20 protein-coding genes and 1 tRNA gene are annotated in these 22,336 nt (G+C 40.5%); 13 read left to right on the top strand and 8 right to left on the bottom strand.

Annotated features, from left to right (window positions below; translation table 11 throughout):
- Positions 1-61 precede the first annotated feature (61 nt).
- A tRNA-Arg gene (locus tag B2727_RS11265) sits at positions 62-137 on the bottom strand.
- 273 nt (positions 138-410) lie between these two features.
- Between B2727_RS11265 and B2727_RS11260 the strand changes: the two genes are divergently transcribed.
- The 8 genes from B2727_RS11260 to B2727_RS11225 all read left to right on the top strand — a co-directional run bounded on the left by B2727_RS11260 (position 411) and on the right by B2727_RS11225 (position 7,428).
- Entirely contained in the window at positions 411-1,346 is a 936-nt protein-coding gene (locus B2727_RS11260) for an ABC transporter ATP-binding protein (protein ID WP_004654024.1), read from the top strand.
- Positions 1,343-2,116, top strand: a complete 774-nt coding sequence (locus B2727_RS11255) for an ABC transporter permease (protein ID WP_033132988.1) — start codon at positions 1,343-1,345, stop codon at positions 2,114-2,116. The genes B2727_RS11260 and B2727_RS11255 overlap by 4 nt, the downstream gene beginning before the upstream one ends.
- Complete coding sequence (queF, locus tag B2727_RS11250) at positions 2,113-2,928, top strand: NADPH-dependent 7-cyano-7-deazaguanine reductase QueF (protein WP_033132989.1); 816 nt, start codon at positions 2,113-2,115, stop codon at positions 2,926-2,928. Before B2727_RS11255 ends, queF begins: the two co-directional genes overlap by 4 nt.
- 33 nt (positions 2,929-2,961) lie before the next feature.
- Complete coding sequence (locus tag B2727_RS11245) at positions 2,962-3,621, top strand: hypothetical protein (protein WP_033132990.1); 660 nt, start codon at positions 2,962-2,964, stop codon at positions 3,619-3,621.
- Between the two features lie 154 nt (positions 3,622-3,775).
- Positions 3,776-4,918 (top strand): rod shape-determining protein RodA, encoded by a 1,143-nt coding sequence (rodA, locus tag B2727_RS11240; protein ID WP_004806385.1) that lies wholly within the window; start codon positions 3,776-3,778, stop codon positions 4,916-4,918.
- A 19-nt stretch (positions 4,919-4,937) separates the two neighbouring features.
- Complete coding sequence (gene mltB / locus B2727_RS11235) at positions 4,938-5,939, top strand: lytic murein transglycosylase B (RefSeq protein ID WP_033132991.1); 1,002 nt, start codon at positions 4,938-4,940, stop codon at positions 5,937-5,939.
- Between the two features lie 289 nt (positions 5,940-6,228).
- Positions 6,229-6,840, top strand: a complete 612-nt coding sequence (locus B2727_RS11230) for a septal ring lytic transglycosylase RlpA family protein (protein ID WP_004806381.1) — start codon at positions 6,229-6,231, stop codon at positions 6,838-6,840.
- A 135-nt stretch (positions 6,841-6,975) separates the two neighbouring features.
- Entirely contained in the window at positions 6,976-7,428 is a 453-nt protein-coding gene (locus B2727_RS11225) for a DUF962 domain-containing protein (RefSeq protein ID WP_004806380.1), read from the top strand.
- A gap of 40 nt (positions 7,429-7,468) precedes the next feature.
- On the opposite strand, the gene B2727_RS11220 is transcribed toward B2727_RS11225, so the two are convergent.
- Together B2727_RS11220 and sthA are read right to left on the bottom strand one after the other, a co-directional pair.
- Positions 7,469-7,942 carry a DUF3465 domain-containing protein gene (locus B2727_RS11220; RefSeq protein WP_004806378.1) on the bottom strand — a complete coding sequence of 158 codons (474 nt, stop codon included), beginning with the start codon at positions 7,940-7,942 and terminating at the stop codon, positions 7,469-7,471.
- A gap of 79 nt (positions 7,943-8,021) precedes the next feature.
- Entirely contained in the window at positions 8,022-9,437 is a 1,416-nt protein-coding gene (sthA, locus tag B2727_RS11215) for a Si-specific NAD(P)(+) transhydrogenase (protein WP_004806376.1), read from the bottom strand.
- Between the two features lie 189 nt (positions 9,438-9,626).
- On the opposite strand from sthA, the gene lipA reads away from it, so the two are divergent.
- Positions 9,627-10,640: a lipoyl synthase gene (gene lipA, locus B2727_RS11210; protein ID WP_033132992.1), complete on the top strand. Its 1,014-nt coding sequence runs from the start codon at positions 9,627-9,629 to the stop codon at positions 10,638-10,640.
- A 64-nt stretch (positions 10,641-10,704) separates the two neighbouring features.
- Here the strand turns inward: lipA and B2727_RS11205 are convergent, their stop codons facing one another.
- Complete coding sequence (locus B2727_RS11205) at positions 10,705-11,811, bottom strand: beta-ketoacyl-ACP synthase III (protein WP_004806370.1); 1,107 nt, start codon at positions 11,809-11,811, stop codon at positions 10,705-10,707.
- Positions 11,812-11,856: 45 nt separating this feature from the next.
- Positions 11,857-15,711 (bottom strand): ATP-dependent RNA helicase HrpA, encoded by a 3,855-nt coding sequence (gene hrpA, locus B2727_RS11200; protein WP_033132993.1) that lies wholly within the window; start codon positions 15,709-15,711, stop codon positions 11,857-11,859.
- Positions 15,712-16,188: 477 nt separating this feature from the next.
- Here hrpA and ahpC point away from each other — a divergent pair, with 477 nt between their 5' ends.
- Together ahpC and B2727_RS11190 are read left to right on the top strand one after the other, a co-directional pair.
- Entirely contained in the window at positions 16,189-16,752 is a 564-nt protein-coding gene (gene ahpC, locus B2727_RS11195; RefSeq protein ID WP_004654049.1) for an alkyl hydroperoxide reductase subunit C, read from the top strand.
- Between the two features lie 253 nt (positions 16,753-17,005).
- Positions 17,006-17,215, top strand: a complete 210-nt coding sequence (locus tag B2727_RS11190) for a KTSC domain-containing protein (protein ID WP_005204416.1) — start codon at positions 17,006-17,008, stop codon at positions 17,213-17,215.
- Between the two features lie 51 nt (positions 17,216-17,266).
- Here B2727_RS11190 and B2727_RS11185 read toward each other — a convergent pair whose 3' ends face one another.
- On the bottom strand, positions 17,267-18,460 hold the full coding sequence (locus B2727_RS11185) for an alkane 1-monooxygenase (protein WP_033132994.1): 1,194 nt from the start codon (positions 18,458-18,460) through the stop codon (positions 17,267-17,269).
- Positions 18,461-18,582: 122 nt separating this feature from the next.
- Here B2727_RS11185 and B2727_RS11180 point away from each other — a divergent pair, with 122 nt between their 5' ends.
- Positions 18,583-19,632, top strand: a complete 1,050-nt coding sequence (locus tag B2727_RS11180; RefSeq protein WP_033132995.1) for a helix-turn-helix domain-containing protein — start codon at positions 18,583-18,585, stop codon at positions 19,630-19,632.
- On the opposite strand, the gene B2727_RS11175 is transcribed toward B2727_RS11180, so the two are convergent.
- Both B2727_RS11175 and B2727_RS11170 read right to left on the bottom strand, forming a co-directional pair.
- Positions 19,609-20,196 carry an O-methyltransferase gene (locus tag B2727_RS11175; protein WP_005204419.1) on the bottom strand — a complete coding sequence of 196 codons (588 nt, stop codon included), beginning with the start codon at positions 20,194-20,196 and terminating at the stop codon, positions 19,609-19,611. The two genes, B2727_RS11180 and B2727_RS11175, sit on opposite strands and share 24 nt — an antisense overlap.
- Before the next feature lie 40 nt (positions 20,197-20,236).
- On the bottom strand, positions 20,237-20,455 hold the full coding sequence (locus B2727_RS11170) for a DUF1653 domain-containing protein (protein ID WP_005204420.1): 219 nt from the start codon (positions 20,453-20,455) through the stop codon (positions 20,237-20,239).
- Between the two features lie 230 nt (positions 20,456-20,685).
- On the opposite strand from B2727_RS11170, the gene ahpF reads away from it, so the two are divergent.
- Positions 20,686-22,251 carry an alkyl hydroperoxide reductase subunit F gene (ahpF, locus tag B2727_RS11165; RefSeq protein WP_241345081.1) on the top strand — a complete coding sequence of 522 codons (1,566 nt, stop codon included), beginning with the start codon at positions 20,686-20,688 and terminating at the stop codon, positions 22,249-22,251.
- The last annotated feature ends 85 nt before the right edge of the window (positions 22,252-22,336 follow it).

Raw genomic sequence — 22,336 nt, 5'->3', positions numbered from 1 at the left:
TCCTCTAAAAGCTCATTTAGAGAGACGATGCTTATTATATTATGTAAGAAATTAATAATTTTGGTGCGCTCAGCGGGACTCGAACCCACGCCACAGGCTTCGGAGACCTGTACTCTATCCAGTTGAGCTATGAGCGCATGCGAGCCACATCATAGGCAAAAAAAGCATATTGGTAAATACATAGCCTTAAACAAAAATGTTTATTGCCTATTAAAACAACGATTTTGGTCTTATAGAATTATCTAATTACTTTTAAACAGTTTAATTTAACAAAAACCGATCTCCTTACGCTTGAATCAAGCCCAACAGACAACGTTCTGTTTTTAACACGCCATAAACCTATTTTTCTACTTGGTTTATTTTTTCATATCGCTCAAAATACCCGTTCTATTTAACAACGTGAGACGTTTATGACTGATGCTTTGGTGTTGAGCGGTTTGTCCAAAACTTATCGTAATGGTTTTCAGGCGTTAAAAGGGATCGACCTTACCGTACCTGAAGGTGAATTCTATGCATTATTAGGACCTAATGGTGCAGGAAAATCGACAACGATTGGTATCATCAGCTCTTTAACCAAAAAAACATCTGGTTCAGTTGAGATTTTTGGGCATAACTTAGATACCCATCCCTCACATGCAAAACAATGTCTTGGCGTTGTTCCTCAAGAATTTAACTTTGGTCAATTCGAAAAAACTTTCGATATTTTAGTGACCCAAGCGGGTTATTACGGCATTCCGAAGAAATTGGCCGAACAACGTGCTGAACATTATTTAGAAAAGCTCGGTTTATGGGAAAAACGTAATATTCAATCGCGTATGCTCTCTGGTGGTATGAAACGCCGTTTGATGATTGCACGTGCGATGATGCATGAACCTAAACTGCTGATCCTCGATGAACCGACAGCTGGCGTTGATATTGAGTTGCGTCGTTCGATGTGGGACTTCCTCACCGAAATGAATGAAAATGGCACATCCATCATTCTCACAACACACTATTTAGAAGAAGCAGAAATGCTGTGCCGTCGCATCGCAATCATTGACCGCGGTGTGATTAAAGAAGATACCTCGATGAAAGGTTTCCTCAATCAGCTGAATGAAGAATCATTCATTTTTGATTTAGCTGAGCCGATCAATGGATTTGATCTCAATATTATTGGTTTTAAATTCAATTTAATTGACCCCGTCACCTTAGAAGTAACGATGGACAAAGCGCATAGCATGAATGATCTGTTCTTGTTATTACAGTCACAGAATATCCAAGTCAGCAGTATGCGGAATAAATCGAATCGCTTGGAAGAATTGTTCGTGAAAATGGTCGAGAAAAATCTTGCAGGAGCGGATCAATGAATTTCAGTCAATTACAAACCGCACTCTGGACTTTAGTGGTTAAAGAAATTCGTCGCTTTATGCGAATTTGGCCACAAACCTTACTTCCACCAGCAATTACCATGAGTTTGTACTTCGTAATTTTTGGCAACTTGGTGGGTTCACGTATTGGTGAAATGGGTGGCTTTAGCTACATGCAGTTTATTGTGCCTGGCTTAATTATGATGGCCGTGATCACCAACAGCTATGCTAACGTTTCCTCAAGCTTCTTTAGTGCCAAATTCCAGAAAAGTATTGAAGAACTGATCATGAGCCCAGTACCCTTACACTTAATCTTATGGGGTTATGTGATTGGTGGTGTTAGCCGTGGTGTATTGGTTGGTTTGATCGTCACGATAATGAGCCTATTCTTTACTCATCTAGAAATTTATAATGTATTTGTGACTATATATACCGTCATCATTACTTCATTATTATTTTCACTGGGCGGTTTTATCAATGCGGTTTATGCCAAGTCCTTCGATGATATTTCAATTATCCCGACTTTCGTATTGACACCACTCACCTATTTAGGTGGTGTGTTCTATGCCATTAGTGCACTCAGCCCATTTTGGCAAAACGTCTCTTTAGTTAATCCAATTGTATATATGGTCAATGCATTCCGTTACGGTATCTTGGGTCATAGCGATGTCAATGTATCTTTCTCTTTAGGCATCGTGACGTTGTGCTGTGTTGTCCTCTATGCAGTTGCCTATCATTTATTAGCTCGTGGTTCAGGAATGCGTGAATGAGTGTTGAACATTCTTTATTGGGTAAAGACACCCAATACCCAACTCAATATCAACCCGATGTTTTATTTCCGATTGCTCGTGCCGAGTCACGTCAGCAATATTTACATGTTGACGGAATTACGCAGGGTAAAGACTGGTGGCATGTTTTTGAAATTTCATGGTTGAACCAACTTGGCTTACCACAAGTTGCGATTGGCCGTTTGACATTACCAGCCCATTCACCCAATTTAATTGAATCAAAGTCGCTTAAACTTTATTTCAACAGCATGAACTTCACCCAATTTGAGTCTCAGCAAGCCTTTATTGAAACCGTTGAAGGTGATTTATCTAATGCTGCGGGTGCTAAAGTCGAGCTGCAACTGTTTCAAGTTGATGATTTAGCGATTTCTAAACCTCAAGGGATCTGTATTGACGATCTCATTCCTGAGCGTTTATCAGAACATCCTGATTCGACTTTGTTGCAGTTAGATACAAGCGCTGAAGATGAGGTTGAAATCGAGTTGTATTCACATTTATTGAGAAGCAATTGTCCAGTGACGGGTCAGCCCGACTGGGGCACTGTTTTTATTCGTTTGCAAGGTAAAAAGCCTTGTTATCGCAGCATTTTAGCTTATATTATCTCGTACCGTCAGCATAATGGTTTCCATGAACAATGTGTTGAGCAAATATTTGCGGATATTTGGCAACTGTTAAAACCAGAAAAACTGATGGTCTATGCAACTTATACTCGCCGTGGGGGCTTGGATATTAACCCATGCCGAGTATCAGATTTGTCATGGATGCCCGAGCCAATTCGCTTGGCACGACAATAAAACGAATAAATTTGATATAGAGGACGTTCTTCAATGACCAGTTATTTCGGGATTCTTCCGTCAGCAAGTTTGAGTCAGGACATTCAACTTGCACAAGCCAACCGTGACAGTAAAGAGCCTCAATACCCTTTACGCGACAAAATTTCTCTACAGCTAACTGATGAGTTAATTGACACTATGTTGGTTCACTTGGTTCAACAATTTCCACCAAGTGACAAACGTGATACGACTGAAGGTCTTGCGATTAAAATTCGCGGCATTGTTGAAACCTTGATGAAGCAGCTCCTAGGCAAAGCTTCAAATGAACAAGTGCTTGAATCATTAGCATTCATGGAAAAGAGCTTGTTTATTGATAATGAGGGTAAACAACGTATCGGTACGGTATTACCAGACAATCTTGTCAACGACATGAAAAAAAGCTTTGCAGAAGTTGCTGCTGGAAACGGTAAAGAGCAACGTGATGCTTTAACAAAGCAGTTTAAATCTTTTGCTGATGCCCTCATCCATCACTTTATGACTGAATTCAACAAAACTCTTGGTCTAGGTATGGTGAAACGTGGCGTTGCCAGCGTTGCGACCAGCGGCGTAGAAACTGCTGTTCATATCGTGATTAAAAAACTGATTCCGAGCTTAAGCCAAGTGGAACTTGAAGTCTTTACCAAGCACTTCGACCAACTTTTGGTACAAAAATAAGCCTAGAATGCTGAGAAAGCGACGATTGCCAAATCGTCGCTTTTTTTATGCCAAATTAATCTCTTATAAATGTCACAATTTCTAAATTTACATTGTCTAAATCAGCGTTTATGTTAGCATTCGCGAAGCGTTGATTTACCTGATTTAGAATCGCATGTCTCCAAGCCCGCAATACAAATTTTTACGTCAAGCACCTCGTGATGGCTTGAGCACAGCCAATCAGCCTTCTCGTTGGCAACAACTGCATATCGACCCATGGCTTTGTCTATTTCTGATTCTCAATGCCATACTAGGGCTCACGGTCTTATATAGTGCATCTGCACAAGACGTTGGGCTTGTAAGTAAACAAGCCATGAGCTTTGGTATCGGTTTCGTGGTCATGTTTAGTTTGGCTCAGATCCCACCAAAAGTGTATCAAGCATTTTCTCCCTACTTTTATGTATTTGGAGTGCTGTCGCTGCTTGCAGTGGTGATTTTTGGTGAAGTTCGTATGGGTGCTCAGCGTTGGATTGACATCCCCGGCTTTGGTAGCGTGCAACCCAGTGAGTTTATGAAAATTGGTATGCCGATGATGGTAGCGTGGTTCTTGTCACGTAAAGCTCTGCCGCCAAGCTTCTCACAAGTCATTCTGTCTTTATTGCTGATTGTGGTGCCTTTTCTCCTCATTGCTGAACAACCCGACTTAGGCACCTCCTTATTGGTACTCGCCAGTGGGATTTTCGTGCTTTTCCTCAGTGGCTTATCATGGAAATTGATTGCAGGTGCAGCGGGTGTAGCAGGTGTCATTATTCCGATCGCATGGGAATTTTTACTACACGACTATCAGCGCCAACGTGTTTTGACTTTATTTAACCCAGAAGCCGATGCTCTAGGTACAGGTTGGAACATTATTCAGTCTAAAACTGCAATCGGTTCTGGTGGCTTTTCAGGTAAAGGCTTTTTAGAGGGAACTCAATCCCACTTACACTTTTTACCTGAAGGTCATACTGACTTTATTATTGCCGCCTATTCAGAAGAATTTGGCTTGATTGGCGTTACACTGCTGATTCTTCTCTATTGTGCAATTATTTTTAGAACATTCCAGATTGGCTTACAAAGCTTTCATAACTATGGTCGTTTGGTTGCTGGTGCCTTTGGTTTGTCATTTTTTGTTTATGTATTTGTAAATGCAGGCATGGTCAGTGGTATTTTACCTGTAGTAGGTGTGCCTTTGCCGTTCATGAGTTATGGCGGAACTGCAATTATTACCCTTATGTCAACTTTTGGACTGGTTATGTCTATTCATACACATCGATAATGAGGAATTTTATAAACTTATGTTTCTTCCTACTTTGAATAAAACTTTTAAATTTTTAACTTTAAGTGCTGGTTTATTCTTGAGCAGTAATTGGGCACAAGCAAATGAATTTTACAATCACCCTAATTACTTTGCTTTCAAACAAAAGGCAATGACAACCTACGGCTTAAGCAGCGAACAAATCGATGCTGCGATGAGTGGTGCGCGTAATTTACCCAATATTTTGAACATCATGACTCGCCCTGGTGAAAGTAAACCTTGGTATCAATATCGTTCAATGTTTTTAGTTGAAGGTACCATTCAACGTGGTGCACGTTTTAAAAGCCAATATGAAGATGTACTAAATCGTGCTGAACAGCAGTATGGTGTACCTAAATCGGTGATTCTCGGCATTTTAGGTGTAGAAACGGGCTATGGTGCCAATAAAGGCTCTTTCATCACTAGAGACGCCTTAGCAACGCTTGCCTTTGGTTACCCTCGTCGTGCTGACTACTTTAGCGATGAATTGGCTGCATTAATTTCATGGACATATAAAGAAGGCTATCCAACCAACAGTATCATGGGTTCTTATGCAGGTGCGATTGGTTACCCGCAATTCATGCCAAGCAATATTCAAAAATTAGGCGTGGATTACGATGGTAATGGACATATCGATTTAAGAAACTCTGCTGCTGATGCAATTGGTTCAATTGCCAACTATTTAGCTCAACACGGTTGGCAGCGAGATCGTCCAATTGGCTTCCCTGCTCGCTACTTAGGTAACAATCCAGATAGCGTGATTGCTAAAGATTTGACCCAGCCAGTTCCTTATGGTGAATTGAAAAAATTGGGAGTCGCACCAATTGACCCTTTGGTAAAAATTGATGATCTTGATTTAGTCAATGTTATTCAATTACAAGACCAATTTGGTCCAATTTACTATATTACTTATCCAAATTTCCAAGTCATTACGACCTACAACAAGAGTCGCATGTATGCAACTGCTGTATGGTTATTAGGCACCGAAGTAGCTAGCCGATAGGCTAGCTTTTTTACAACATTATGAAAAGTCAATAAATTTTTTATTAAAAAAGTACACTTAATCAGCAAAATTTATAAATTGTTACAATATTGATTATTTTTTAACCAGAAACTGTAAGTTTTTGCCCTTTTTGTAACTATTTATCGTTAAGGACTAGACACACTTCGTAAGTGATGAATATTATCGCCGCAAGATAAAGTAATTGCAAAAGTGAATAATTAGACATGTGCACTATATTTCAAGGTGTTTTTATTGAAATAGAAAAGCATGTTCTCTAGGAGTTTATACAATGCAGTTTTCGCTAAAATATATTATAGCGCTGACGGCAGGCTTAAGTTTAAGCCCGTTACATGCTGAAATGGTACAGTCTTCATCATTAACCAATGATGTTGAAGGTTCTAACTTGGCTGCCCGCGTACTAAGCAAAGATTCTCAAAATTTTAATTCTCGTTTTTCAAACGTTAATAGTCTTTCAATCACTGAGAGTTCAGGTGACAAAGTACGTCGCCAAACGATCGCTGCTAAGATCGATATCCCAGCAGAAGAGCCTTCAGTGATTGAAAAACTGAATACTGTTGCTTCGAACACCGTTCGTAAATTCAGCCAAAATGGCGTTGCATCGTGGTATGGTCGTCAATTCCATGGTCGCAAAACAGCAAGCGGTGAAACATTCGATATGAATGCTATGACTGCTGCTCACCGTAGCCTTCCTTTGAACTGTTATATCCGTGTAACAAACAAAGACAATGGCAAAAGTGTTGTTGTAAAAGTTAACGATCGTGGTCCATTCCATGGTAACCGTGTATTAGATTTATCTTATGGCGCTGCAAAGCAACTTGGTATGTCTAGTTCAGGTACGGGCAATGTGAGCATTGAACGTGTTGATGGTCCTAATTCTTAATCATTAAGACCATTACTAAAAAGCCGCTTATTGCGGCTTTTTTATTTTTATCTATTACATTTGTTAATGCTTTACGCCTTATCCTATTCTTCGGTATATTGAATAAATAAAAATGAATACTGCAAGGAGCGCGCTGTGAAATCGATTGACGAATGGTTTGATGAATATAGTGACAGTCACCAAAACCAAACCAACAAAAAAATCCACTGGGTCTGTGTTCCTGCCATTCTATTTTCGATCATTGGTATTCTGGCGCACTTTAGCACCTTACTCACCGCCCTATTGCTGGTTTTAACTTTGGTGTTTTACGCACGTCTGGATGTCGTACTTGCAATAGCAATGGCTGCTTTATTAGCCGTCATGGCGTGGCTAATTGTGATCCTACCTGTGGGAGTTGGATTCTATATCGGTGTTTTTGTGATTGCGTGGATCGGACAATTTTATGGGCATAAAGTTGAGGGCAAGAAGCCTTCATTCTTTAAAGATTTACAATTCCTTCTGATTGGCCCTGTGTGGTGCATGGACGCTTATTTAGCTAAAGTCCTACCTAAATGGAAAATTCGTCAAAAATCAGCGCTTACAAGCTAATTTAGCGCACATCTTGCAAGCAACCAGCCAAGGGAAACTGTTATTGATAGATTTTCCCTTGGTATTTCAACCAACCATCGATGTGTTTTCCACGTGGATCATGATGGGTCCAATGAATGACACCACCTTTTTGGCTATATTCATATTCACCAAAAAACTCAACTGTATCGCCTTTTTTCAGCCCTTCGATTCTTGGGGCTAAATCAATGTTGTGTGCGATCAATACGGTTAAACCATTCTCCAGTTTAAGAATCATTTTCTGATGTCTTGAACCTTCATTGTCATCTGGCAAAATCGCTTTCACAACACCTTGTGCTTGGACCTGTACATTACTTCGTTGATGCTGATAGGCTTGCATGATCTTGTTTTGATCATCGACCGCTACAGCACTACTCGTACTTGGTATAGAGGAAGAATTACTGGTATTTTGTTTTTGCTTAAAATCAAGACCGAAATAAGCTGCAATCAACACAATGATCGCAATAATGATCAGATTATTTTTTTGAGTTTTCATATTTACCTTTTATCAGACGCAAAATAGCAAAATGCCAATCGAATTGATTGGCATTTTGATCATACAACGTCTATCACATTTAGAATAGTCGATTCATACCATTCAAAGCCGCAACACGATAGGCTTCAGCCATGGTTGGATAGTTGAATGTCGTTTCTACGAAATACTTCAAGGTATTGTTTGGACTGTGCATCACCACTTGACCAATGTGAATAATCTCTGCTGCATTGTTACCAAAACAGTGAATACCCAAGACCTCTAAAGTATCACGATTGAACAGAATCTTTAATTCACCGACGGTATCACCAGTAATCTGTGCACGTGCCAAATGACGGAAAGAAGCCTGACCAACTTCGTAAGGCACTTTCTCTTCAGTCAGTTCTTGTTCAGTCTTACCAATTGAAGAAATCTCTGGAATGGTATAAATACCTGTTGGTACATCACGGATTGGCTTCACATTCTTTTCGCCTACCATGTTTGCACCTGCGCAACGACCTTGGTCATACGCAGCGGAAGCAAGTGAAGGCCAACCAATCACATCACCTGCAGCATAAATATTTTCAGCTTCAGTTTGATATTGATCATTGACCATGAGCTGACCGCGACCATTCGGTACCAAGCCCACATTTTCCAAGCCTAGACCATCGGTATTACCTGAACGGCCATTACACCATAAGATCGCATCTGCCTTGATCTTCTTACCGCTGAGTAAATGTAAGACCACATGATCATCAAAAGTTTCTAAACGATCAATTTGCTCATTATGACGAATCAATACCCCTTGTTCACGTAAGTGATATGACAATGCATCGGCAATTTCATCATCAAGGTAGCTTAAAAGCTTTTGCTGGGTGTTGATCAAATCAACTTTATGATCGAGTCCGATAAAAATAGAAGCGTATTCACAACCAATTACGCCCGCACCATAAATGATGATCTTTTGGATTGAATAATCAAGGTCAAGAATCTTGTCCGAATCAAATACGCGCGGATGATTGAAATCTAAACCTTTTGGTTGGTATGGACGGCTACCCGTTGCAATCACGATTTGCTTGCAAATAATGGTATCTTTAATGCCATCCTGACCAAAAATCAGTACGGTGTTTTTATCTTGGATATACGCACGACCGTGGAAAACTTCGATTTTATTGCGATCATAAAAACGTGTATGCGTATCAACCTGCTGTTGAATGACTTTATGCGCATTACGTAGTACCTGTTTCATGGTGAATTGTTTCCACTCACCTACTTTTTGAAACATTGGGTCACGTTGATAACGAATAATACTTGAAACTGTTTGACGTAAAGCTTTACTTGGAATTGTGCCTACGTGTGCGCAGTTACCACCGAGTTGATCACGAACATCAACGATTGCAACACGCTTACCTGCTTTTGCAAGCTTCATTGCCGCGCCTTCGCCAGCTGGGCCAGAACCGAGAATTACTGCATCATATTTGACAATATTCCCACCAACGACCTCTTTCTTACGTGGCATTCAAAGCTCCTTTGTCTCTTAACCGTTTTGCTATATATATGATAACCAATATGCAGCCAGATGATGTATTTCACAACTATATATTTTTATATATTTACATTTTCAAAATGAATACCACTTTTCATGCTTTATTACGGTAAATTTGACTATAATAACGGGATATCTCAAGTCAAAGGCTGTAGAAATTATATGTCTGAACACCGTAAACCTGAACAGGGTATAAAACTTCGTGGCGCGGAAAAAGTCGCGAGAATTCCTGTAAAAGTTATCCCTACGGTTGAAGTACCTCGCAAACCTGACTGGATTCGAGTCAAGATGACCGCTCCAGAAGAAGTTCAGCGTATCAAAACAACCTTGCGCTCGCAAAAACTGCATACCGTATGTGAAGAAGCGGCTTGCCCCAACCTACCAGAATGTTTCGGTGGTGGTACAGCAACCTTCATGATCATGGGTGATATCTGTACACGTCGCTGTCCATTCTGTGACGTTGCACATGGTCGCCCAAATGCTCTAGATCCAGATGAACCACGCCACATGGCAGAAACCATTTCCAATCTCGGCCTCAAATATGCCGTGATTACCTCGGTTGACCGTGACGACCTTTTGGATGGTGGTGCGCAACACTTCGTTGATTGTATCAAAGAAGCCCGTGCATTAAGCCCAAAAACCTTATTGGAAATTCTAGTACCTGACTTCCGTGGTCGTATGGATATTGCCTTACGCATCATGACTGAATGTCCGCCAGATGTATTCAACCACAACATTGAAACTGTGCCACGTTTGTATAAAGCGATGCGTCCAGGTTCTGATTATCAGCACTCTTTAACGCTGTTAAAAATGTTTAAAGAATACTGCCCTGATGTACCAACCAAATGTGGTTTGATGGTCGGCATCGGTGAAACTGAAGAAGAAGTGATTGCCCTGCTCGATGACCTTAGAGCACATGATGTTGACTACATTACCATTGGTCAATATCTACAGCCATCTAAGCAACATGCGCCGATTGACCGCTTTGTAACGCCAGATGAATTCGAGCGTTATGCTGAGCATGGTCGTAAACTTGGCTTTAGAAATATCTGGTCTGCGCCAATGGTTCGCTCAAGCTACTTTGCTGATCGCCAATACCATGGTGAACCTGTTCCAGTGGTACGCCGTAAAGTCGATCCTGCCAAGAAAATTGCAGTTCAGGCGATTGAAGCTTAACTTTTTAGTTGGCAATAAAAAAACACCACAATTGTGGTGTTTTTTTTATGATTAAAACAAAACTTTAGGCAATATGCTTCTGCACTACAATCGAACCGACAGAATAACCAGCACCGAATGAAGAAATCACAGCATACTCACCATCATTGACCTGCTCACCAGTACGATGCATCGCAATAATCACACCTGCAGATGAGGTATTGGCAAACTCATCCAGAATGATCGGTGCACGCTCTAAATCAGCCTCTTTACCGACCACCAATTTCAAAATCAGTTCATTCATATTGGCATTGGCTTGGTGTAACCAGAAACGCTTGATTTGTTCAGCGCTTAACTCAAGTTTTTCCAATTGTGCGGTAATGATTTTCGCAACTAGTGGACAAACTTCTTTAAAGACTTTACGACCATCTTGACGGAATAACTTGTCGTCAACAACTGCATCTTCACTACGGTTTAAGAAACCAAAATTGTTACGGATATTATTTGAGAACTGGGTAAACAAATGGATATCTAAGATTTCATAACCCGATTTGGTTTCAGTTTCTTCAATAATTGATGCTGTCGCAACATCACCAAAGATAAAGTGTGCATCACGAGTACGGTAGTCTAAATGACCCGATGTAATTTCAACATTGAGCAAGAGTACACGGCGTGCACCACATTTCACTGCATCGTAGGCTTGTTTCAAACCAAACGTTGCAGCAGAACATGCCACGTTCATGTCATAAGCATAACCTTGAATACCCAAAGCTGACTGGATTTCAATTGCAACCGCTGGATAGGCACGTTGCATATTTGAACATGCCAAAATTACAACGTCGATATCTTCTGCGGTAACACCTGCATTTTCCATCGCCTGCTTAGCAGCAATAACACCCCACTCTGCTTGAAGTGAAAGTTCATCATTACTACGCTCTTGCAAGCGCGGACGTAAACGTGTCGGATCAAGAATACCTGATTTTTCGACCACATAACGGCGTTGAATACCCGATGCTTTCTCAATAAATTCAGGGCTTGAGCCACGAAGTGCTTCAATTTCGCCAGCTTCAATTTGCGCTGCGTTATCTTGGTTATACTGTTCTACATAAGCATTTAAACTTTCAACCAATTCTTCATTGGAAATAGATTCGGTTGGGTGGAATAAACCTGTACCTGTTATACGGATGCCCATGTAAAACTCCTGTAAAGAATGCTTCTAACTTTCATATTTCTCAGTTTAACCGATTGCTAATCGATCCCATAGTTTTTGTAATCTAGTTGGTGAAATAGGCAGCTTTGTTTTCATCGGCTGAGAAAACAAAGAAATTCTAAATTCTTCCAACATCAAATACAGTTCTTTGATTTTAGGATCATTTTTAAATTTAAATACTTTGTCCATCCATGGATCGACATCATCAATTGCAGCAAGGTCTCGTTGTAGATTATTGGGCAAACGATCTAAACGCAATAGCAGCGCTTTTAAATAACGCGGGTATTCCTGCCAAATTTCAGCAGGACGGCTATAAACAAAGTTTGCTAATGACATTAAATCAAGTTGATCTTCAATGTCATCTACACTTCGACCAAAGATGCTTTGATCCAACACCAATAACTCACGGCGGATCTGCTGCCATTGAGTAAATATTTCAGTTAAATCACTTAATGTCTGTTGACCATTTGCTAAAAATTGCTTTTTAGTTTCAGTGAGTAACTGCTGAAACTCAGCCGAATTTTTTGGTAGATCTTGAATTGAAACTTGCAAGGTTGCATAAACCAGCATTTGTTCCAGCTTGGCACGATCACCCAGGGGTGAATAAGCGAGAGCCAACGGCTTGGAAATCTGTTTTTTCAATTGACGGATTAAATCCCCCAACTGCATATGTACAAGACGAATCACCCCTTCTCGATGTTGCTTAATCGCTTCATCCTGATCATTAAAGGTTTGAATCACCACGCCAGATTCATCTTTGGCGTCAAGATCAGCAAATAGCTTGCTTGGCACCAAGGCCTGATATTGCTTGATCACAACACCTGTTACTTTTTGCGATGCTTCGAATACAAAATTTTCAGGGAAGGTCTGGAACTCGCCTTGTTGCTGTTTCACTGGACGATGGGTTTCAACACGACAACGTGCTTTTAACTCATCTAGATCACGCCCTTGTGCAATCAACTTGCCTTTTTCATCTACCACCTTGATAAACGGAATCAGATACTGATCAATGCGCTCAAAAGAAAAATCTTTTTCCGTAATCTGCTCACCGCGTAAAGCAAACGCCAAGTAGCTAAATAAATGTTCACGCAGATGAACCGCATCAATCCCCTGCATGAGCTTTTTAGCTGTATCTGGAATCGGCACCAAATTGCGACGCTTGTCTTTTGGTAGTGCTTTTAATAAAGCTTCGATTAAATCCTGACGCCACCCTGGAATGCCCCATGACCACTGCTTTTCATCCACTTGCGGTAAAGCCTGCACTGGAATTTTAACTGTCGCACCATCTTCATCATGGCTAGGGTCAAAACGATAGCTGGCAGCAAGTCGCAGTTGTCCATTATGCAAATAATCTGGGAATTGTTGCGTCGTTGGACGATCATTCATCCATAACGCATCATCATCTACAAATAAATAACGCGGATGCTCTGACTCAATGGTTGCACGCCAATCTTCAAAACTGCTGCGACTGGCAATTTCTTCTGGCACTTTCTCTGCATAGAACTGGTAAATAGTCTCTTCATCCACCACCAAATCACGACGACGTAATTTATCTTCAACCCGTTCAACTTCTTGAAGTTTGAGTAAGTTATGTTTTAAAAATGGCGGCGTAATACCTAAATTACCTGTCGTTAAGGCATCACGTAAAAAGATTTCATGTGCCGCAGGTTGGTCCACTTTTTCAAAATTGATTAATCTTTTCGGTTCAATAATCAAACCAAACAGAGAAATCTGCGCATAAGCATTAACAATACCCGCTTTTTTCGACCAATGTGGTTCAAAATAGTGATATTTCAATAAATCACGCGCAGCCAATAGAATCCATTCAGGATCAATTTTTGCCAAAGTCCGTAAATACACCTGAGAGGTTTCCACCATCTCAAATGCCATAACCCAAGCGGTATTGGTCTTGTGTAAGGTACTGGCAGGAAAAACTTTAGCCTTCTGCTGGCGCACCGCCATAAAAGTATTACGTTCATCTGTTTTATTCGCGATAAATGAAAGCAAACCAGTTAACAGCGCACGGTGTAAGTTTTCATAATTGGCTGATTTTTCATTAAAACTGAGCTTTAAACCTTCTGCCAATTCAACCAATTGCTGATGGGTTTGTTTCCATTCACGAAGACGTAACCAACTTAAAAAGTGCTGACGTGCAAATTGACGGCGCTTATTTTCAGTTTGTGTTTCAGGACTGGTTTGCAGCGTACTCCAAAGTTTTAAATAGAATAAAAAGTCTGAGTCAGCTTCTTTAAACAAGGCATGTTTTTGATCTGCCTGCATTTGCTTGTCCGCAGGACGCTCACGCGGATCTTGAATAGCCAAGGCACTGACAATAATCAACGTTTCTTTGAGCACACCAAAATGAGCCCCGCCAACCAACATACGTGCTAAACGTGGGTCAATTGGCATACGCGCCATCATTTGACCGACTTTGGTTAAATCATTCTTACGTTCGTTTAATGCACCTAACTCAACCAAGAGCTTACGTCCGTCATTCACCAAACGGAAATCAGGTGGCTCAATAAAATCAAAATCTTCTAGATTGCCCAAACCTAAGCTTTGCATTTGCAAAATAACAGAGGCTAAGTTGGTCCGTTTAATTTCAGGTTCAGTAAACTCAGGACGACTTAAAAAGTCTTCTTCACTGTATAGACGAATACATACACCCGCAGCAATACGACCACAGCGGCCTTTACGCTGGTTGGCTGCAGCTTGTGAAATCGCTTCAATCGGTAAGCGCTGTACCCGAGAACGGTAGTTATAACGCGAGATACGAGCAAAACCACTGTCAATCACATAGCGAATATTCGGAACCGTCAATGCAGTTTCAGCCACGTTGGTCGCAATAATAATGCGTCGACCTTTGCCACTTGGACTAAAAATCTTTTGCTGTTCAGCCAGTGCTAAACGTGCATATAAAGGCAACACCTCAGTATGACGAGGACCATATTTTTGCAGCGTTTCCTGTAATTCACGGATTTCCTGCTCTGTACTGGCAAAAATTAAAATATCCGCATATTCAGGATGACCTTTTGCTTCAGCATCGGCAAAACACTCTTCTACCGCTTGTACTACAGCGCGCGGTAAATTTTCTTCAAAATCGTCAAACTCGTCGTCATCGCTACCGACAATACTCAGCTCAGAGATTGGACGATAACGTAGCTCGACAGGAAAGCTGCGACCTTCTACTTCAAAAATTGGTGCATTATAAAAATACTGGCTAAAACGATTTACATCTAGCGTAGCCGAGGTCACGATAACTTTTAGATCAGGGCGTTTTGGCAAAAGCTGCTTGAGATAGCCCATAATGAAGTCAATATTGAGTGAACGTTCATGCGCTTCATCAATAATGATCGTATCGTATTTTGATAAAAAACGGTCATTGGTCAATTCAGCCAACAAAATACCATCTGTCATCAAACGGACGATTGAATCTTGTGAACCTTGCTCATTAAAACGAATCTTAAAGCCAATTGATTCGCCAAGCTTCTCGCCCACTTCTTCTGCAATACGTTGTGAGACACTTCGAGCCGCCAATCGACGTGGCTGAGTATGACCAATCATCCCAGTGAGTCCACGCCCTGCCAGCATCGCGATTTGGGGAAGCTGTGTAGTTTTACCAGAACCCGTTTCACCAGCAACAATAATGACTTGATGCTTTTGAATCGCCTCAATTAAACGGTCTGCGTATTGGGTAACAGGTAGGTCTTGATTCAGCTTGATCTTGGGAACACGTGCTAAGCGTTGTTTTACTTTATGATTCGATTGTTGAATCAGTTTTTCGATTTCCGCTGTTTCTGTTTTTTTATCTTTGCGCAGTCGATTTAAACGGTGACGGTCACGTGCCATAACCAATTGATCTACATTTAAATGACTCTGCACTGAACAGCTTTCCTGAAAAATTAAATAATCGGCTATTTTACGCCTTAAGCCCTTGCTATGCAAAGAAACCTTTTCAAACTGTTTGAGATAAAATCTAAAACCGCACTTATTCGTCCAATTATACTTTTTTATTCCCAGATCATTTTACATATTCATCTGATGTAGAATATTTAATCGTATATCTCCGTTTTTTATATAATTTTAGATTTTTTCAATTTTACCCTTGAATTTTGATGGCGTAGACTTCATGTTGTTATGCACATTAGTTCTGGATCTTTTGTCATGTTTGCTTCATCTCGATGCAGTCAAATAGGACAGATATTCTTGGGTGAAAGTCGTTTTTATTGATTTATTCAATTTTCCGATTTTAGTCATGTAAAAATACTATTTCCCCAATAACTAAAAATTATTTATTCTTGACCTCGTAAACAAGTAAGGCGTTAGCCTCTCAATAAAACCTCAATCATGGAGACAATGATGAGCTTAATTAATACTGAAGTTAAACCATTTAAAGCGACTGCGTACCACAACGGTCAATTTGTTGACGTATCTGAAGCAGATCTTAAAGGCAAATGGTCTGTTGTATTCTTCTACCCAGCTGACTTCACTTTCGTATGTCCAACTGAGTTAGGCGACCTTGCTGACAACTATGCTGAATTCCAAAAATTAGGCGTTGAAATCTATGGCGTGTCTACTGACACTCACTTCACGCACAAAGCTTGGCACGACACTTCAGAAGTTATTGGTAAAATCCAATACCCATTGATCGGTGACCCAACTTGGACACTTTCTAAAAACTTCGACGTATTAATCGAAGCTGCTGGTCTTGCTGACCGTGGTACTTTCGTAATCGATCCAGAAGGCAAAATCCAAATCGTTGAAATCAACGCTGGTGGTATCGGCCGTGATGCATCTGAACTTCTTCGTAAAGTTAAAGCTGCTCAATATGTTCACGCTCACCCAGGTGAAGTTTGCCCAGCTAAATGGAAAGAAGGCGAAGCTACGCTTGCTCCATCTATCGACTTAGTTGGTAAAATCTAATTATTTAGATTAGACCAATTGGTTTGAAACCACCCTTTTTAGGGTGGTTTTTTTATTGATTATTTTTATCAATCCAAGCCCTATTTCACACCCAAAATTTATAGCTATTTTTTTACAATTCTTATACTTATAAATTTATAGCAAGCTTCATTTATGAATTGTCAGACGGTTACAGTTGGAGTACTGTCAAAGAATAGAACACCAGAGTTATTAACCATGTACTAAAAGATCAAATCAAAATGGGGACAAATATATGGAAAAACCAGTTGTTGTAACCTCTTGGAAATATGATGTTTCTTCACGCTATTTAAAAATTTTCTATAGCAATGGCTCAGGTGAGCTTTATCATCCCGTTCCAGAGTTTATCTACAATAATTTACTTCGCACCAATGATAAAACTGCCTTTGTGCATAAATATCTAGAATTTGATCTACATTTTAAACGACTCTGTATTTCAGCCTAGTCATAAAAAATCAGCCCGTTGGGGCTGATCTGTTTTATATCTTTCGCTTATTTAAGCCGCGTCATTTTGCTCAATATACTTCTCGAGCATTTCTTCCTTCACATCAGCATGCATATTAATTCTACTGAGGTCACCTTTATAATGCGCTACAACCCGATCATCCATGATTTTTGACCACCAAGATGGAATAAATGCTGGCAGAATCATGGCACCATAACCTGCGGGTAACTGCGGCGCATCTTGAAAGTGACGTAAGGTTTGAAAGCTTCGAGTCGGATTGGCGTGATGATCCGAATGACGTTGTAATTGATACAAGAACAAATTGGTCACCACATTATTATTATTCCAGCTATGTTCTGGCAAAGTCCGTTCATATTGGCCATTTTCTTTCTTTGCACGCTTTAAACCATAATGTTCAATATAATTTACTGATTCAAACAAGGTAATCGCATAAGCTGCTTGCGTGACTTGGAACGGGACTGAACGCATACCAAACTTGCTAAACATGGCGGCATGATATACAGCAGACATCGCCCAGCCATGAATTAACTCATTTTCCTTACAGAGGAAAGGCAGTTTCTTACGTTCTAAACGGTTTTTCTCAATTTCGATCGCCGATTTAAAGCTGCCAATCACAGTACGCGGTAAAAACCTCCAAAAGCTTTCGCCAAATTGTGAAGATGCTGGATCTTCAGGTGTTGCAACGCGACGATGATGTCCATACGGGTGTTCAATTCGAAAATGGTTATAACCCGATGGCGCTAAAGCCAAATGCGAAAGATAATGCTCTAGACGCCCACTCTTATGGCTCAGTTCATGTGCAGTATTAATCGCAATTCCATTGACCATGCCCACCAAAGTTCCCAATAAGGCCTGATCTGCAACTGGGGTGTCTTTACGACTGGCTAAATAAGCCCCATAAATATTGGTTGCATATTGTAATGGAATAAAAAGTTTAACAATTCGAGCGTAATACGGATCGGCTTCTAAATCCGCGATTGCATCTAATGGTGGGTTTTCGGTGTCTTCACCAATTAATTTATCTAATGTTGGAATAACGCCATGAATAAATAATGGCCCAAATGAAGCAAAGAACTTTTTCGTTTTTTTAGGGCCAAACTGATAGCCCGCCAAACCACCCATCGCAATGGTCGGTACAGCCAAACCCAATAGCCATAAATGACGTTTCTTATCCTTAAATGTTGTTGTCGCTTGCTCGACATCCAGTTGAGTATGCATATTCATTAGAAACTCCTCAATCAAACACAAAATGTTTTGCTTGAGTTGATTGTGTCTCTTCACCGGCCCTCTATATTATCATTTTAAGACTTGCTATTATCATTTTAAGACTTTACTGAGTTTTTCTTGTGCAAAAGCAACAGATCCCTGTTATTCCATCACGTTATTATTTACGACTGATTGAAATTCTAATCGGTACGCATCAATACGATAATGATTTGTTGATGGCTGTGCAGCAAGAACTGGCAAAAACAGAATTATTATCGATTCAGCAAATTGAACAATTCATTGAGATTGGTTTAAGTCTGCCCAATACCCAAGACTTGGCCTTTGAACTGGGCAAAAATATCAAGCTCAGCTCACATAGTCTCGTCGGTTATGCACTCATGACCAGTCCTAATCTGGAACATGCACTTAGGCTGATTGCACAATATTTTAGACTGATTATGCCAAGTTTTAAGCTCAGCATTCAGTTTCCAACAGGCTCACAAAAAGTTGAACTATTATTTGAACCAATTTTGCAGATGAATAAGCAATGTTTGGCCTTTCATATTGAAGCGATTGCCGTAGCGTTCTACTACAGCCTATTAGAGTTGGCAGGTCAGCAATTACAACGTTATCAAGTCTATTTGAGTGTTCCAGAGCCAAGCTATCAAGAACGTTATTTAACCTTAGTAAAAGCCAATTTCCACTTTAACTATACTTGGCTTTCAGGTATCCGCGTGGTGATTGATCAGCAGCAATTAGCACTCCCCTTACCTTTGGCAGATGCACATAGTTTAAAAATAGTTGAACAACGCTGTCAGGAACAAATCCAGAAGATCTATCATCAAGGAGAAATTGTGGAATGGGTCAGCATGATGTTGCGACAAGCCAATCAAGTCCCAACCCTCATGGAATGTGCCAAAGTATTAAACATTTCGACCAAGACCTTGCAACGCTATTTACAGCAACAAGGCGTTGAATTTCAAGCTTTAAAGCAGCAAATCAGCACTGAGCGTGCGATTGAGTTATTAGAAAATTCTAGCTTTACCATTACCCATATTGCCTATGAGCTGGGTTATTCTAATCCTGCCAATTTCACCCGTGCATTTAATAAAGTGATTGGCTGTAGCCCTCAAGCATATCGACTACATCATCAAAGTAAAATCAATTCACTTCAACACTACCATACATAAACCTGCACCAATCGGCAGAATGGTACTCATGTAATCTTCATCATCTTTAATCAGTTCGAGGAATTCCTTCACCTCTGCTGCATGAGAAATCACATTATCAACAATTAAAGTACTTCCCGAAGACTGCAATAAACGCTTTAAGTCTTGCCAGTAGCTCACATAACTACCACGTTCAGCATCCAGTAGAATCAAATCATAAGGTTCAACCGCTTGGGCCAGATAATCAGCAGCATCTCCCACCCAAAAATCAATAAACGGCTCCAAGCCAAATTCTTCCGCATATTTTTTTGCTTGCGCACTGCGAAAGGCATTAATTTCTAGGGTTTGTACAGCCCCACCGACGCTTTTACCTGCTTCCGCCAGCCAAAGTGTTGAATAGCCTGTAGATGTCCCAATTTCTAGAATCCGTTTTGATCGTTGAGTACGAACCAACATCGCAAGTAGCTTAGCTGACTCAGCTTCAATATTTCGGTAGCGTCTTAAACGATCAGACTGTCGAGCATCATGTTGTTTAAACTCATCATATAAATCAGAGATACGTTTTAAAAATACAGTGCTGGTCATATCTGATCCCCCAACTACGCTTATGCAAAGTGTATTTAATTTAAGTCGTTTGTATTAGTTTAAAGCGTGGCAGAATTTGACCATCATCGAGCTGAACGGTTTCGCTAAACATTGCCAATGGACGTACCCACATTGAGTAATCACCATATAAGCATTGATAGACCACCAATTCCTCTTCGGTTTCACTATGACGAGCCACATTAAACACTTGATACAGCTGACCTTTATAGTGTTGATAAATGCCACGTTGTAAGGTCATATTACTTACCCTTTATTTATGCCACGAAATGATTGCAGTTATATAACAACTTTGATTGTACTCAAATTTTTTGTGAAAGAAATCTTCAAAAAATAGTAAATTTATTAAAAATTCAAAAAACCGATCAAACTCATAAAAACATACTGTTTTACCTATTCAGTACTTTTGCGTACTATAGCCTCATTGAATGAATTTAGCTGATTTAAAAGTCTTAGCGTTTGGAGAAATACATGTTAGATCAAAATATTAAAACTCAATTAAAAGCTTACTTAGAACGTTTAGAAAGTCCAATCGAGTTGGTTGCTGCTTTAAATGACTCCGACAAAGCAGAAAAAATTAAAGAACTCGTGACTGAAATTGCGGAACTTTCTGACCAAGTTACGGCGCGTTTTGACGGTTCAAACGCTCGCCGTCCTAGTTTCGGTGTAGCCAAAGCAGGTGAACAACCACGTGTGTTCTTTGCTGGCTTACCGATGGGACATGAGTTTACTTCTTTGATCTTGGCATTATTACAAGTATCAGGTTATGCGCCTAAAGTGTCTGATGAAGTACTCACTCAGATCAAAGGCTTAAACTTGACTGCCAACTTTGATGTGTTTGTATCGCTGAGCTGCCATAACTGTCCGGATGTGGTTCAAGCACTCAACTTGATTGCGATTAACAATCCAAATACCACGGCAACCATGATTGATGGTGCTTTCTTCCAAGACGAAGTTGAAGAACGCAAAATCTTGGCTGTGCCAATGGTGTTCCAAGACAATCAGCATATTGGTCAAGGTCGTATGACTTTGGAAGAAATTGTAGCGAAGTTGGATAGCAACTCGGCTGAGAAAGATGCAGCCGCAATCAATGCCAAAGATGCATTTGATGTGTTGGTGATTGGTGGTGGGCCTGCGGGTGGTACAGCAGCGATTTACGCGGCACGTAAAGGCATCAAAACGGGTATTGTGGCTGAACGTTTCGGTGGTCAAGTGATGGATACCATGGACATTGAGAACTTCACCACTGTTCAAAAAACTGTCGGTCCTCAGTTCGCTCAAGACATGGAAGCACATGTTCGTGAATACGGTGTCGATATCATGAACTTGCAACGTGTCAGCAAAATCACTGGTGCAGATCAAACGGCCAATGGTCTGGTTGAAGTGGAACTGGAAAATGGTGCCAAGCTTGAATCGAAAACCATCATCCTGTCTACAGGTGCACGTTGGAGAGAAATGAATGTACCGGGTGAAGCTGAATACCGTACTCGTGGTGTAGCATACTGCCCACACTGTGATGGTCCATTATTCAAAGGCAAACGTGTTGCGGTGATTGGTGGAGGTAACTCTGGTGTTGAAGCAGCGATTGACCTTGCAGGGATTGTTGAGCATGTGACTTTGGTTGAGTTTGATACCAAACTTCGTGCAGACCAAGTGTTGCAGGACAAATTAAATAGCTTACCAAATACCACTGTGATCATGAATGCCTTAAGTACTGAAGTGGTTGGTGATGGTGCTCAGGTAACGGCATTGAAATACAAAGACCGTGCTACTAATGTTGAACACACAGTTGAACTTGCAGGGATCTTTGTACAAATTGGTTTATTACCAAACACAGATTTCTTAAAGAGCAGTGCGGTTGAGTTGAGTAATCGTGGTGAGATTGTGATTAATGATCGCAACGAAACCAATGTCAAAGGTGTCTTTGCCGCAGGTGACTGTACGACAGTACCGTACAAGCAAATCATCATTGCCACAGGTGAAGGCGCCAAAGCATCGCTGTCTGCTTTTGATTATATGATCCGTTCTGGAGTATAAGTCTACTCAGAACATGTGCACGCACTTACATTTTCCGATGTAAGTGCGTGTTTTTACAAGTTATCAACAAATTTTCAACTTTATT

The sequence above is a fragment of the Acinetobacter sp. UBA991 genome, from assembly GCF_002292065.1.
GTDB classification, from domain to species: domain Bacteria; phylum Pseudomonadota; class Gammaproteobacteria; order Pseudomonadales; family Moraxellaceae; genus Acinetobacter; species Acinetobacter higginsii.
Note: the sequence above shows the minus strand (reverse complement) of the source record. Positions and strands in the feature narration are given on the sequence as shown.